General features: G+C 68.9%; 10 protein-coding genes and 3 pseudogenes. 7 read left to right on the forward strand and 6 right to left on the reverse strand.

Annotated elements, in window-relative coordinates; all coding sequences use genetic code 11:
• Window positions 1-312 precede the first annotated feature (312 nt).
• Window positions 313-651 (reverse strand): annotated as a pseudogene (locus JNW87_RS07850) (transposase); the annotation flags it as partial.
• Window positions 652-927: 276 nt separating this feature from the next.
• Between JNW87_RS07850 and JNW87_RS07855 the strand changes: the two are divergent.
• The 4 genes from JNW87_RS07855 (at window position 928) to JNW87_RS07870 (ending at window position 5,048) form a co-directional block, all read left to right on the forward strand.
• Window positions 928-1,836, forward strand: a complete 909-nt coding sequence (locus JNW87_RS07855) for a ferritin-like domain-containing protein (RefSeq protein ID WP_109805433.1) — start codon at window positions 928-930, stop codon at window positions 1,834-1,836.
• 228 nt (window positions 1,837-2,064) lie between these two features.
• Window positions 2,065-2,301: a hypothetical protein gene (locus JNW87_RS07860; protein WP_201749991.1), complete on the forward strand. Its 237-nt coding sequence runs from the start codon at window positions 2,065-2,067 to the stop codon at window positions 2,299-2,301.
• 3 nt (window positions 2,302-2,304) lie between these two features.
• Window positions 2,305-3,609 carry an Nramp family divalent metal transporter gene (locus tag JNW87_RS07865; RefSeq protein ID WP_109805434.1) on the forward strand — a complete coding sequence of 435 codons (1,305 nt, stop codon included), beginning with the start codon at window positions 2,305-2,307 and terminating at the stop codon, window positions 3,607-3,609.
• A gap of 722 nt (window positions 3,610-4,331) precedes the next feature.
• Window positions 4,332-5,048, forward strand: a complete 717-nt coding sequence (locus JNW87_RS07870) for a hypothetical protein (RefSeq protein WP_109805436.1) — start codon at window positions 4,332-4,334, stop codon at window positions 5,046-5,048.
• 251 nt (window positions 5,049-5,299) lie between these two features.
• Here JNW87_RS07870 and JNW87_RS41370 read toward each other — a convergent pair.
• Together JNW87_RS41370 and JNW87_RS07880 are read right to left on the reverse strand one after the other, a co-directional pair.
• A pseudogene (locus JNW87_RS41370) lies at window positions 5,300-5,551 on the reverse strand (site-specific integrase); the annotation flags it as partial.
• Between the two features lie 335 nt (window positions 5,552-5,886).
• The gene (locus tag JNW87_RS07880) at window positions 5,887-6,825 is read right to left on the reverse strand and encodes a cyclase family protein (protein ID WP_109805438.1); all 939 of its coding nucleotides are present in this window, start codon (window positions 6,823-6,825) and stop codon (window positions 5,887-5,889) included.
• A 78-nt stretch (window positions 6,826-6,903) separates the two neighbouring features.
• On the opposite strand from JNW87_RS07880, the gene JNW87_RS07885 reads away from it, so the two are divergent.
• Window positions 6,904-7,068 (forward strand): hypothetical protein, encoded by a 165-nt coding sequence (locus JNW87_RS07885; protein ID WP_161558000.1) that lies wholly within the window; start codon window positions 6,904-6,906, stop codon window positions 7,066-7,068.
• Between the two features lie 151 nt (window positions 7,069-7,219).
• Here JNW87_RS07885 and msrA read toward each other — a convergent pair whose 3' ends face one another.
• Window positions 7,220-7,696, reverse strand: a complete 477-nt coding sequence (msrA, locus tag JNW87_RS07890; protein WP_109805445.1) for a peptide-methionine (S)-S-oxide reductase MsrA — start codon at window positions 7,694-7,696, stop codon at window positions 7,220-7,222.
• A gap of 495 nt (window positions 7,697-8,191) precedes the next feature.
• On the opposite strand from msrA, the gene JNW87_RS07895 reads away from it, so the two are divergent.
• Window positions 8,192-9,421, forward strand: a complete 1,230-nt coding sequence (locus JNW87_RS07895; RefSeq protein ID WP_161558001.1) for a low temperature requirement protein A — start codon at window positions 8,192-8,194, stop codon at window positions 9,419-9,421.
• Window positions 9,417-9,842, forward strand: a pseudogene (locus JNW87_RS07900) (transposase); the annotation flags it as partial. The gene JNW87_RS07895 and the pseudogene JNW87_RS07900, both read left to right, overlap by 5 nt.
• Window positions 9,843-9,903: 61 nt before the next feature.
• Here the strand turns inward: JNW87_RS07900 and JNW87_RS07905 are convergent.
• Window positions 9,904-10,899 carry a cytochrome d ubiquinol oxidase subunit II gene (locus JNW87_RS07905; RefSeq protein ID WP_109805440.1) on the reverse strand — a complete coding sequence of 332 codons (996 nt, stop codon included), beginning with the start codon at window positions 10,897-10,899 and terminating at the stop codon, window positions 9,904-9,906.
• Window positions 10,896-12,323 carry a cytochrome ubiquinol oxidase subunit I gene (locus tag JNW87_RS07910; RefSeq protein WP_109805441.1) on the reverse strand — a complete coding sequence of 476 codons (1,428 nt, stop codon included), beginning with the start codon at window positions 12,321-12,323 and terminating at the stop codon, window positions 10,896-10,898. The genes JNW87_RS07905 and JNW87_RS07910 overlap by 4 nt, the downstream gene beginning before the upstream one ends.
• Between the last annotated feature and the right edge of the window lie 35 nt (window positions 12,324-12,358).

Raw genomic sequence — 12,358 nt, forward strand, 5'->3', positions numbered from 1 at the left:
CGAGGGCGATGACGGGGATCGCGAGGAGGTCGTCCAGGAGGGCGGCGACCAGATAGGCGACGCCCAGCATCCCGATGACGTGTGTTGTCTTCGTCGGCGTAGGAGAGCGCACGCCGGCCGCGTCGGCGCCCTGGCGGCGGTCGCGGGGTTGCGGCTACTGCGCCTCCGGCGGGGGCGCTCCGGCTCCAGGATGGGGTCACGTCCGCGCTGGTGGTGTAGGAGACGGCCATCGCGGGATCGGTTCTGATGTTGTGCGGCGATCGGGGTGGGGTCGCCCAGGTCGCTGTCGTGTTGGTTGGGGTGGGCAGGGATGAGGCGGGCTTTGTTGAGCAGTTCCAGGCCCATGTAGCGGCGGCCTTCGGTCCATTCGTCGGTCTGCTCGGCCAGGACAGCGCCGACGAGGCGGATGATCGCCGCCCGGTTGGGGAAGATGCCGACGACGTCAGTGCGTCGGCGGATCTCCTGGTTCAGCCGCTCTTGTGGGTTGTTGGACCAGATCTGGCGCCAGATCTCCCGCGGGAAGCCGGTGAAGGCGAGCAGGTCGTCGCGGGCTGCGTCGAGGTGCTGGGCTGCGGTCGGGAATTTCTCTTCGATCGTGGCCAGGACTCGCTGGAACTGGGCGTGGACGGCATCCGCGTCGGGCTGGTCGAAGATCGTCCGGACGATGTCACGGCACGGTGGATCCACTCGTCGTAGGACAAGTTCGCGATCGTCGTCGGTTCTATCTGCCATCACTCTTGGTTGGCCCGCGCCGTGGTGCGGCCATCCCCGCCGGCGCACCTCCTGCGGGTGAAGTGTCGGGAAAGGAGTACGACCGAAATAGCCACGCATTAGCGTCAGCGCCGATGGCAGTAGCGCGCGGCGCACCGGCGACCACATCGATGGAGTACCCGGCGTGTCGTGCATCGAAACGGGAGTCGACTTTCGATGGTAAAGAAGTTCATCAAAGAGGCGGTGTCGCGCAGCGCGGAGTCGGATGACGATCGACGGAAGCTCGCGTCGATGACGGACCCGACGAACCCCGCCGCGCAATCGCCGGACGGCTCGGGGCCGAGTGACGCGACGATCCTGAACTTCGCCCTCAACCTCGAATACCTCGAAGCCGAGTTCTACCTTCGCGCGACGACCGGGCAGGGACTGCCCGACGAGATGACCACCGGTACCGGCACCCGGGGTGAGGTGACCGGTGGGGGCATGGTCAACTTCAGCAACTCGGTAGTGCGCAAGTTCGCACGGGAGATCGCGTCGGACGAGCGGCAGCATGTGGCCTTCCTGCGGTCCGCCCTCGGGGAGCATGCCGTTTCCCGTCCGGCGATCTCTCTTGACACGAGCTTCACCGCAGCGGCCATCGCGGCCGGGCTCATCAAGTCGGGCGAGATGTTCGACCCGTACGCCAACGATCTCAACTTCCTGTTCGCCGCGTTTCTGTTCGAGGACGTCGGCGTCTCCGCTTTCAAAGGAGCGGCACCGCTGCTGTCCAACAAGACATACCTGGACGCTGCCGCGGGTCTGCTCGCCACGGAGGCGTACCACGCCGGGATCGTCCGCTCCGCGCTCTACAACGAAGGCATGATCGACGACGCCGTCTTCGCGGGCGTGCAGAAGCTCTCCGACGCCCGCAACAGTCTCGACGGACCGGTCGACGACGACCAGGGTATCGGCAGCAACACCGAGGCGAACCTCATTCCCACCGACGCCAACGGCATCGCCTACGGTCGCTCCGCCCAGTCGGTCCTGAATATCGTGTACCTCAACGCGAGTCCGGCGAACTCCGGCGGCTTCTATCCCTCCGGCGTCAACGGCGACATCGCGATGAGCGGCGGGTCTGCCGCCTAATCACGGCCATCGCCGCGGTCCCGGCGCACTGCGGTGCGTGTTCCCGGGCCGGTACCGGACGGCCCTGCGCCCGGCACACAGCCAGCGCCACGACTCCACCCCAAGCGGCACCGGATCGCCTCCTTCGCCCCAAAGGGCAACGACCCGACAGGAAGCACATGATGCACCTCGAACTCGACCCGATCCACGGACGACGGGTTCGACGCGTTGCGGGGCAGGTTCGGCAACATGTTCGAGATGGGCATCGTCGATCCGCTGCGGGTGGCCCGGTCGGCGCTGCAGAACGGCGCCTCGGTCGCCGGCCTGCTGCTGACCACGAACACGCTGGTCGCCGAGGAGCAGACGCCGTGGGGTGGCAGCCCGGCGCTGATGACCCAGTTCGGGCCGCTCGACCAGGGCCTGCACCAGCCGTCGCCGGACTCCAGCACGCCGCAGCCGCTCCGGCTCGGTCCGTCGGTCGGGTGAGCCATGGGCCCCGTACTCGGTGACGGCCGGCCACCGGCCGTCGCCGAGCCCGCCGCACCCGTCGCCGAGCTGAGCGCCCTGCAGCTGCTCCTCTCCCGGGGGCGGCTGCGCGGCGTGCTGGCGCTGCTCGGTCCGGCGTTCGTCGCCGCCGTCGCCTACATCGACCCGGGCAACTTCGCCACCAACTTCACCGCCGGCGCAAGGTTCGGCTACACCCTGGCCTGGGTGATCGTGGTCGCCAACCTGATGGCCATGCTGGTGCAGTACCTGTCGGCCAAGGCCGGCGTGGCGACCGGGCGGGACCTGCCGGAGCTCTGCCGCGAGCACCTGCCGCGGCCGGTGTCCCGCGGCCTGTGGGTCCAGGCGGAGGTCATCGCGATGGCGACCGACCTGGCCGAGTTCGTGGGCGCCGCGGTCGGGCTGAACCTGCTGTTCCACGTGCCGCTGTTCCCGGCCGGGTTGATCACCGCGGTCGTGGCGTTCGGGATCCTCGCCCTGGAGCAGCGCGGTTACCGCCGCTTCGAGCTTGCCATCGTCGGGCTGCTCTGCATTGTGTTCCTCGGCTTCCTCTACGACCTGGCCGTGGTCGGCGCCGACCCGGTCGGCGTGGCCGGCGGGATGGTTCCCGGGCTCGCCGGCAACGACAGCCTCCTGGTCGTGGCCGGCATCATCGGAGCGACGGTGATGCCGCACGTGGTGTACCTGCACTCGGCGTTGACGAAGGCGCGGGTGGCCTGCCGCGACGACGCCGAACGCCACGAACTGCTGCGCTTCCAGCGGCTCGACGTGGTGATCGGGCTCGGCGCGGCCGGCGTGATCAACCTGTCGATGCTGGTGATCGCGGCCTCGATGTTCAACCGCACCGGGCACGCCGACGTCGACTCGATCGAGGCCGCCCACGCCGGGCTCGGCCAGCTGGTCGGCGGCGGCGCGGCACTCGCGTTCGCCGCGGCGCTGCTCGCCTCGGGGCTGTCGTCGTCGAGCGTGGGCACGTACGCCGGCCAGGTAGTCATGCAGGGCTTCATCCGCCGACGCATCCCGCTGTTCGTGCGGCGCGGCCTGACGATGCTCCCGGCGCTGCTGGTGCTCGGGCTGGGCCTGCCGGCCACGGACAGCCTGGTGATCTCCCAGGTGGTGCTGTCCTTCGGCATCCCCTTCGCGTTGGTGCCGTTGCTGCTGCTCACCCGGCGTGCGGACATCATGGGTTCGTTCGTCAACAACCGGGTCACCACCGCGATCGCGGGCGGCATCGCCGCAGTGATCATCGTGTTGAACGTGTACCTGCTGTACGTCACGTTCCTCGGCTGATCCGGGTCACAGCGCCACCATTCCGCGAGGCCGACCGGGGTGACCGCCACGCTGACGAGCAGGAGCATGGCCACCTGGGTGTGCCACCACTGGATGCACAGCCGGACGCAGTGCCACGTGATATGCGTCACCGCTGGCCGCCGGCGCCGCCACCGCCGTGGTACTGGCCGTAATCGCCGGCTCCGACGCGTGGCACGCCCGCGGCCGAGAACCCGAGCCACCCGCCCCGCCCATCTGACCCACCATGCAATCCAGGCCCATCGCGAGTTGGGCCCGGTGTACCGGGACCCGGATGCCGAGTTGCTCACGCCATGTTGCTGGCCCTTGCCGTCTCGGATCCGGGGGACCAGGTGGGGACCACATGGCATGCGCGATGCCGAACAGACCGCTCGCCGCTGAGCGTCGATCGGAGGTACAACGTGGCTGTGAGCTGGTGGATCTCCTACCCCAACGTCCTGGGGGTCAAGGGGTCGTCGGTTCGAATCCGGCCGTCCCGACGCAGGTCAGAGGCCATCCGGGATTCTCCGGGTGGCCCTTTCTGATCTTGTACGGCAGCGAAGTACAGCAATGGTTCATTGATCCAGGCTCTCGGCCGATTTCCCGCAGGGCTTGGCGGGTAGCCTTGGACGAGACCTGGCTGTAGATCTCCATCGTGATCGAAAAGCTCGCGTGTCTCAGGATCGCTATCGCGATCCGGGGATGGACGTCCAGGTCGACCACCGGTGACCTGGTTCGGCGGCCTCGCCCTCACCGGCGAGGACGACGGCACCACCACACTTCGCGCTGCCGTGAGGCACCAGGCCGAGCTGCACGGCCTGCTCACCAAGGTCCGCGACCTCGGCGTTACCCTCATCTCCCTCACTTCCATCGACGCCGCGCGCGACCCCGATTCCCAGGAACAGCAACACCAATGGACCGCCCGGGTCCAGGCGACGGGGCTGACCCACGCCCCGATCACCTACTCCGGCGCGACCGCCACCATCCCGCCTCGACCAGGAGTGAATCCCATGGCTACCATCACTGCCGCCGCACCCGCTATCCATCCCGATCTGTCGCTGACCCGCCTGCACCTGATGCGCGCCGGCTACCTCCTGATGGGTGTCGGACTCGCCCTGGTGAAGTGGCCGCTCCTGCCCGACGTCGCCACCCTGCCGCTCTACGAGGGCGTGACGCTCTGCATGTTGACCGCCATGTCCCTCTTGGCGTTCCTCGGCCTGCGCTACCCGGTCAAGCTGCTTCCCGTGCTGCTCTTCGAGTCGCTCTGGAAGCTCTTCTGGCTCGCACTGGTCGCCCTCCCCCAAGCCATCACCGGTGACCTCGACGCGGCCACGACCGAGACCGTGGTCAGTTGCTCCCTGGTTGTCGTCATCCTCGCCGTCACCCCGTGGCGGTACGTGTGGCGGAACTACGTATACGCCACCGGAACCCGGTGGCGGTGACCAGCCCGATGTCCCTGAACTTTCCGCTCGCAAGCATCGCTTAGCCTCGGGACGCTTGCGAGGCGACCTGGGCAAACGTGCCGTGAGCATGCCGCTGGGCCGCCGGACTACTGGGGATCAAGGGCTCGTCGGTTCGAATCTGGCCGTCCCGACCCAGGTCAGAGGCCATTCGGGATCTTCCGGATGGCCTTTCTGGTCTTGTACAGCAGCGAAGTACAGGAACCCTCATTGATCGAGGCTCTCGCCGAGCTTCCTGTGTCGTGCCAGGCGTCGCCGGCTTTCTCCTTTGCGGTCTCCTGTTGCCTGTGGCGGTGCCGCAGTGCGGTGACGCAGATGGTCGGCAGCGGGAGGGGGGCGTCGGACTCCTCCGTCTTGGTGGCCCGGTGCAGCAGCCGGCCGCGTACCCGCTGGAGCTGCTTGTCGATGACGAGGTTGATGTCGTGGTGGTCGCGGCAGCCCTCGCAGAATGGTTCGCCATGCGTGGTGCACGGCTTGTCCCAGCCCTTTCCCTGAGCGCAGCACTGGCACGTCTTCGCGACCTTGTTGAGCCAGGTCTGCACCTCCCGTCCCGCTATCTGGTGGATGTCCTGATCCATGCCTACCGGGTGCTCGGGTTTGAGCAGGCCGTGACCGGGGACGCGGTGTTCGGTCAGTTGGTGCTGGCCCTGCCGAGGTTCGCGAAGGAATCGTGGCGGCAGCACCTCGCCGTGGCCTGCGCCGCGCACGCCTTGAGGCGCTCGTGCCGCCTGGTTCCCGACCAGCACGGCGTGTCCTCACCGACCACGCTCCAGGTGCGGGTCGGGCCGTTCATGGCATCGCACCCCCTCGTGAACCGCGGTCAGAATGTGGCGATCGGGTTGACCGGGCTGCCGGACGTACCGGCGAAGCGGACCGGCGCGACTGCGAGGTGGAAGTCCCACTGGCCGAGCTCGGCAGCCGTTGTCGCGCACACCTCCAGGTCGCAGTTGTCGAGCAGCCACAGACCCATCGCGACAAGACTCACGGCGTGAACCGGCATCAACACGTCTTCGTACCCCGACGGTTGAACGTCCTGGGGGGTGTCAGCGCCGATCAGCGCGACGTCGCGTTCATGTAGCCACGGCAGGCAGGACGCGTGCCAGCCGGCCTGCGTGAAACCGCTGGCCTCACCGGCCTCGTGCCGGACGCGGCCATAGCCGGTCCGCAGGAGTACCGCATCGCCGGATCGCACCCGTACACCCTGGCGACGCTCGGCCTCCTCGAGATCGTCGGGAAACACACCCTGCCCCGGTTCCAACCACGGCACATCCCGGGCCCTCGCAATGTCCAGCAGGACACCACGCGTGATGATCCCGTTCGCCGCCGCCGTGACGGCCGCCCACGCCGATCCCGTTGCGGCGTCGACCAACGAGTGCGACCGCCCGTTGTACATCGTGCCGTCCCAGAAGATGTGGCACGGCGAGTCGACGTGGGTGAGGGTGTTGCCGTGGAACGTGATGCCGAGCCGCTCGGACGAAAAGCCCCAGCGCCGGTCGGCGTGGAAGCCGGGCACCGGCATGTTGTCGGCACCCGGCATGTCGGCGGCGCACGGGCACGTCGTCGTCGACCGCTCCATGTCTTCCGGTACGGCAACCTCCCATGCGCAGGACACGCTCCTGCCGTGGCGCACGGCCCGCGCCGCCGCCAGCCGGACGTCGTCGGTGATGTGGTTCAGAGTTCCGAGCTCGTCTTCGTCGCCCCACCGTCCCCAGTTCGACAGCGTGTTGAAGTACCCGAGCACGTCGTCCTGTGTCGGCATCGGTCGCCCTGCCGTCATCCCAGCATCGACTCCTCCGGTCACGCGGTTCGAGGCACCGCAGGTAGGGTATCCCGCCGCTTGATCGAAGACCGTAATGACTGGTCGATCAGACGACTCGTCCGCACCGCCGGCTGCTACCGCGTCATCGAAATTCAGGCCGGCAATCACACCATCACCGCCACCGACCTACTACCCGACGACCTCCGCACCGCCGGCGCCGCGATCACCCAAGGTGCGCACTAATTTGAGCCAAGTCGGGCAATGCCGCGCGCACCAGCATCTCGTGCAGCCGGTCGAATGCCACGTCTCGATCGGCACCGGTGCCGGAGAGAGCCTGCACCCATCCGGCTGAATCCTCGTCCAGGCCGACCACCTCGGCCCCAGGCCGGGGGTGTCAGGCCGTCGCCCGCTTCGGGAGCTTCCACCCGGGGCGGGGGAAGTGGCAGGTGTAACCGTTGGGGTAGGTCTGCAGGTAGTTCTGGTGCTCGGGCTCAGCCTCCCAGAAGTCGCCTGCCGGGGTGACCTCGGTGACGACCTTACCGGGCCACAGGCCCGAGGCGTCGACGTCGGCGATCGTGTCCTCGGCGACCCGCTTCTGCTCGTCGCTGGTGTAGAAGATCGCCGAGCGGTAGCTGGTGCCGATGTCGTTGCCCTGGCGGTTCTTCGTCGAGGGGTCATGGATCTGGAAGAAGAACTCGAGCAGCGCGGGGAAGTCGGTCTTCTCGGTGTCGTAGACGACCTCGATGGACTCCGCGTGGGTGCCGTGGTTGCGGTAGGTGGCGTTCGGGACGTCGCCGCCGCTGTAGCCGACCCGCGTGGACACGACGCCGGGCTGGTGGCGGAACAGCAGCGCGGTAGCATTGCGCGAGATACTTAACGTACAGGGTGCCCTGGTCGGACGGCTTTGCATACTTCTTGCATTCGGCAAGGAATTCCTGACCATGGAGGTCCTCGCCAAGAAGCACTCCGCCAAGGTCAAAGGAAAATGTCGACCCACCATGCCATTTGAACGTCAGCTTCGGCACAGCGACGGGATGAGGATTTACCCACTGGACGCTTACGCGGGTCGTCGACTCAAGCCATAGCTTCGCGCGTCGGGCGCCCTCGGCCCCCTTAACTTGAGTCTCTTCCCAGACACGGTTCGTAGCGTACGGATCAGATAGGACCTGGGCCAGTCCAGGGTGGTATGGCAGGCGGTGGCGCACAGTGCGGTCGCCTCGGCCGCGGCGGGGCGTCGGGCTCGACCTGGTGCCTGATGTGCACAGGTGATGCCCGCGCTCGAGGCGTCGCCTGGAGTCGCGGGCCGCCGCGGTTGCCTTGGCGGTATCGGGTGTGTTCGGGCCTGCCGGGCAGTTGAATGGGTCAGATGGGCAGCCGGTTTGCGGGGCGGCGGCGGGCCGCGGGTCGGGCGGTGGGCTTGCTGCGGCGGAGCGGCAGCGCGCAGCAGGCGACGTTCGTGGAGTTGTTCTTCGATCTGGCGGTGGTGTTCGCGCTCGACCGTGTAGTCGCGGGGTCGTTGCCCGGCTTCCTCAACGACAACCCGGCGCGGCGGTGGGGCAATGCCGGCCGGACGGTGTTGCTGTTCATACCGGTGTTGTACCTGTGGACCACCACCGCGTACCTCACCGGCCGGTTCGAGCCACGCCGCGCGGGCACCCGGGTGATGCTGCTGTTCAGCACCTTCGCCATGATGATCATGGGGACGGCTGTGCCGGGGGCGTTCGCCGGTGAAGGTCTGGTGTTCGCGGTGGTGTTCGTGACGGCGCGGGTGGCGCGCCCGGCCGTGATATCGCTGGGTCTGCGGTCGCACCGGTTGCGCCGGTTGTACTGGCGGGTAACGGCGTGGTTATGCCTGGCCGGGTTGTTTTGGGTAGGCGGCGGGGTGGCCGTCGGCGCCGCCCAGCTGGTGTGGTGGGCGGTGGCGGTGGTGGTGGATCTGGGATCGGCGAGGTTGGGCTGGCCGCTGCCCGGGCTGGGTCGGCGTCAGAACACCATCTGGCAGCTCGCCGGGCACTACCTGGCGAACCGGAACCAACAGCTGTTGATGATCGCCCTCGGTGAGAGCATCCTCGCCGTCGGGATCAGCTATAGCACCCACCCGCACGACCTCTACAAGACTGCTGGCCTGGTGATCGCTTTCGCCACCACGACGATGCTGTGGCGGGTGTACTTCCAAAAGGCCGGTGAGCTGCTGCCCGAGGCCCTCGACGCGGCAGGCGATCCCGCGGGGTGGGGTCGACGGGTCGGGTTCGCGCATGCGCTGATGGTGCTGGGCATCGTCACCACCGCAATCGGACACGAGATCGTGCAGCACAGCCACACCCAGGTGACACACCCGTCGTGGCGGGCGACAATCCTGGGCGGGCCGGCGCTGTTCCTCGTCGGCCGGGCCCGCCTGGAGCATCTGGTGTTCGCCCGGGTCTCGCGGCGCAGGATCGTCGGCATCGCCCTGCTGGCCGCGGTAGCCCCGCTGATGGGGCGGGTGTCGCCGCTGGCCACCGCGACCACCGCCGCCGCAGTGCTGCTGCTCATCGCCGTGCTGGACTGGCGCAACGCCGCGGGCAAGCCACCGGAGGTCCCGTCGCCGCCCGGCTGATGATCCCGAGGTCCTCATCGTCGCCGACGCCGGCTACGACACACCCCGACTGGCGTACCTTCTGCGCGACCTGCCGGTGCAGGTGCTGGGCCGGATGCGCTCCGATCGGGTGCTGCGCCGCGCGGCCCCGCCCCAACGGCCGGGCACGAACGCCCGACCACCCCGCCACGGCGGCGAGTTCACCTTCGGCGACCCCGCCAGCTGGGGCAGGCCCGACGTGACCACGGTGACCGACACCCGCCTCTACGGCACTGCCACCGCCCGCAGCTGGAACCGACTGCATCCCCGGCTGACGCACCGCAACGCCTGGCTCGACCAGACCGGCGACCTGCCGCTCATCGAAGGCACCGTGATCCGGCTGGAGGTGAATCACCTGCCCAGCGGCGCGATCCCGAAGCCGGTGTGGCTGTGGTGGTCCGAAACGAGACCACCAACGAATCTTGAACCGGCCGCGGTCCAGCGCGGCGCCAGCGTGAACGGAGTCAGGCGGTGTCCAGGCGACCGCGCTGGTGCAGGACGAACAGCAGCGCCATGGCCGGCACGACGAGCAGGAGCGCCGCGGCGGCGACGAGGGTGAGCGACGCCAGGGTGGCGTCGGGAGCCGCGGCCTCGTCGATGCGTAGGTGGGTGCCTAGTAGGTACGGGTACTGCGCGACGCCCCAGCCGACCACCACCGTGCCGGCCGCGCTGACGGCGAGCGCCTGCAGCAACCGGGGCGCGGCCCGGTGAAGCAGGGCGATGCTGGCCAGCCCGCATGCCGCGGAGACCAGCACCAGGGGCAGGCCGCGGCCGGTCAGCCCGGAGAACAGGCGCCCGGCGTCAGCGTGCAGGATGGCGATGCCCGCCAGTGCCACGGCGCCGGTCGCCACGGCGCTGGCCTGGGCTCGACGGCGGAACCAGCGCTCCAGGCGGGCGTCGGCGTGGGTACGGCCCTCGGCGGTGAGGAACACCGCGGCGACGAACGCGCACACCCCGACCGCGAGCACCCCGCCGAGCAGCGACGTCGGGTTGACCCAGCTGGTCACGGGGTTGCCGTGTCCGTCGGCGGGCACCCGCCCGGAGGCGATTCCGCCGGCGACCGTGCCGAGGAAGAACGGCGTGATCACCGACGAGGTGGCGAACGCCGCCCCGGTCGCCCGCTGATGGTCGGTCTTCACCACCACCTTCCGGAAGGCGAACCCGCTTCCGCGGACCACGATGCCCAGCGCGGCGAGGCCCAGCGGGATGTAGAGCGTGGTCATGATCGCGGCGAAGGCGGAAGGGAAGCCGGTCCAGAGCATCACCAGGCAGAAGATCAGCCACACGTGGTTGGCCTCCCACACCGGTGCCAGCGTGTGGTCGATCAGGTGCCGCGGGGCCCGCCCGCGCCGCGCACCACCGGCGGTGAGGTCCCAGAAGCCCGCACCGTAGTCCGCGCCGCCGAGCACGGCGTAGGCGGTGACGCCGATGAACAACACGACGGCGGCGACCGTACTCACGCCTGCCCTCCCGCAGGCGCGGACTCCGAGGCCCGGGGCGGCCCGTAGGGCACGTCCGTCTCGGTAGCCCCGCCCTGGTCGCGCCAGCGGCGGCGCAGCAGCCGCAGGACGTACACGGTGGTGGCGCCGACCGCGGCATACAGCGCGACGGTGGCGGCGAAGAACAGCCACAGATTGCCGGACGTGGCGACCGCGTCCCGGGTGAGGAGGTGACCGACGACCGTCCACGGCTGCCGGCCGACCTCGGTGACCACCCAGCCCGCCTCCAGCGCCACCACCGCGAGCAAACCGCTGACCGTGGTCGCCCGTAGGAACCATCTGCTGCGCGGCAGATCACGGCGGCGCCACCAGGCCAGCGCGTACCAGGCGGAGAGGGCCAGCAGCGCGGAACCGATACCGACCATGACGTCGAAGCTCAGGTGAACGATCGTGACCAGGCGGTCCGGCGGCCGCACCTCGGCGGGTATGGCGTCCAGGCCCTGGATGCGGGTCGACGGTGAGTAGCCGGACAGCAGCGAGGCCCCCGAGGGAACCTTGAGGCCGCCGTGCACCTTCCCGTTCGCGTAGTAGCCGCCCAGCACCTCCGGCACGTGGGTGCCCGTGGTCGGGAGGGCCTCGATCGTGGCGAACTTCGCCGGCTCGTTCCGGTAGACCTCGCGCGCGGCGATGTCGCCGACGAAGACCTGCAGCGGGGTGGCCAGCGCCGCGACGGTCAGCGGTATCAGCAGGCCGAGCCGGTGGTACCGGTCGCGGCGGCCGCGCAGCATCCCGGCCGCGTACACGCCGGCGACGACGAACCCGGCGACCACGTACGCGGCCAGCAGCATGTGGATGGCCTCGTACCAGAACGCGTCGTTGAAGATCACCTCGAGTGGGCGGACCTCCACGATCTTGCCGTCCCGCATGGTGAATCCGCCCGGCTGGTTCATCCAGGCATTCGCCGCGACCACCGACAGCGTGCCGCCGATCCCGGAGAGCACCACCGGCACCCCGGTCCAGAAGTGTGGCCATGGGCGCATCCGCCGCCACCCGTAGACGTAGATGGCGACGAAGATCGCCTCCAAGAAGAAGAACAGACCCTCGATCGCGAACGGGATGCCGAACGCCGCGCCGTAGTTGCCCATCAGTCGTGGCCAGAGCAGGCCGAGCTCGAACGACAGCATCGTGCCGGACACCGCGCCGACGGCGAACAGCACCGCCGCCACCTGTGACCAGCGCCGGGCCAGCAGCAGCGCAGTCTCGTCGTTCCGGCGAATGCCGCGGGCGTTCGCGATCAGCATCAGGAATGTGAAGGCCACCCCGAACGGCACCAGGATGATGTGGAAGCCGAGCGTGAAGGCCATCTGCTCGCGCGCCGGCAGCAGCTGCGCCGGATCGGCGAGCACGAAGCTGACGCCGACGGTCACCAGTGACAGGCCAGACATGGCGCGTACTACCCGTTGACGGCGGCCCAAAACAT

It is taken from the genome of Micromonospora sp. ATA51 (genome assembly GCF_016802855.1).
GTDB classification, from domain to species: domain Bacteria; phylum Actinomycetota; class Actinomycetes; order Mycobacteriales; family Micromonosporaceae; genus Micromonospora; species Micromonospora sicca.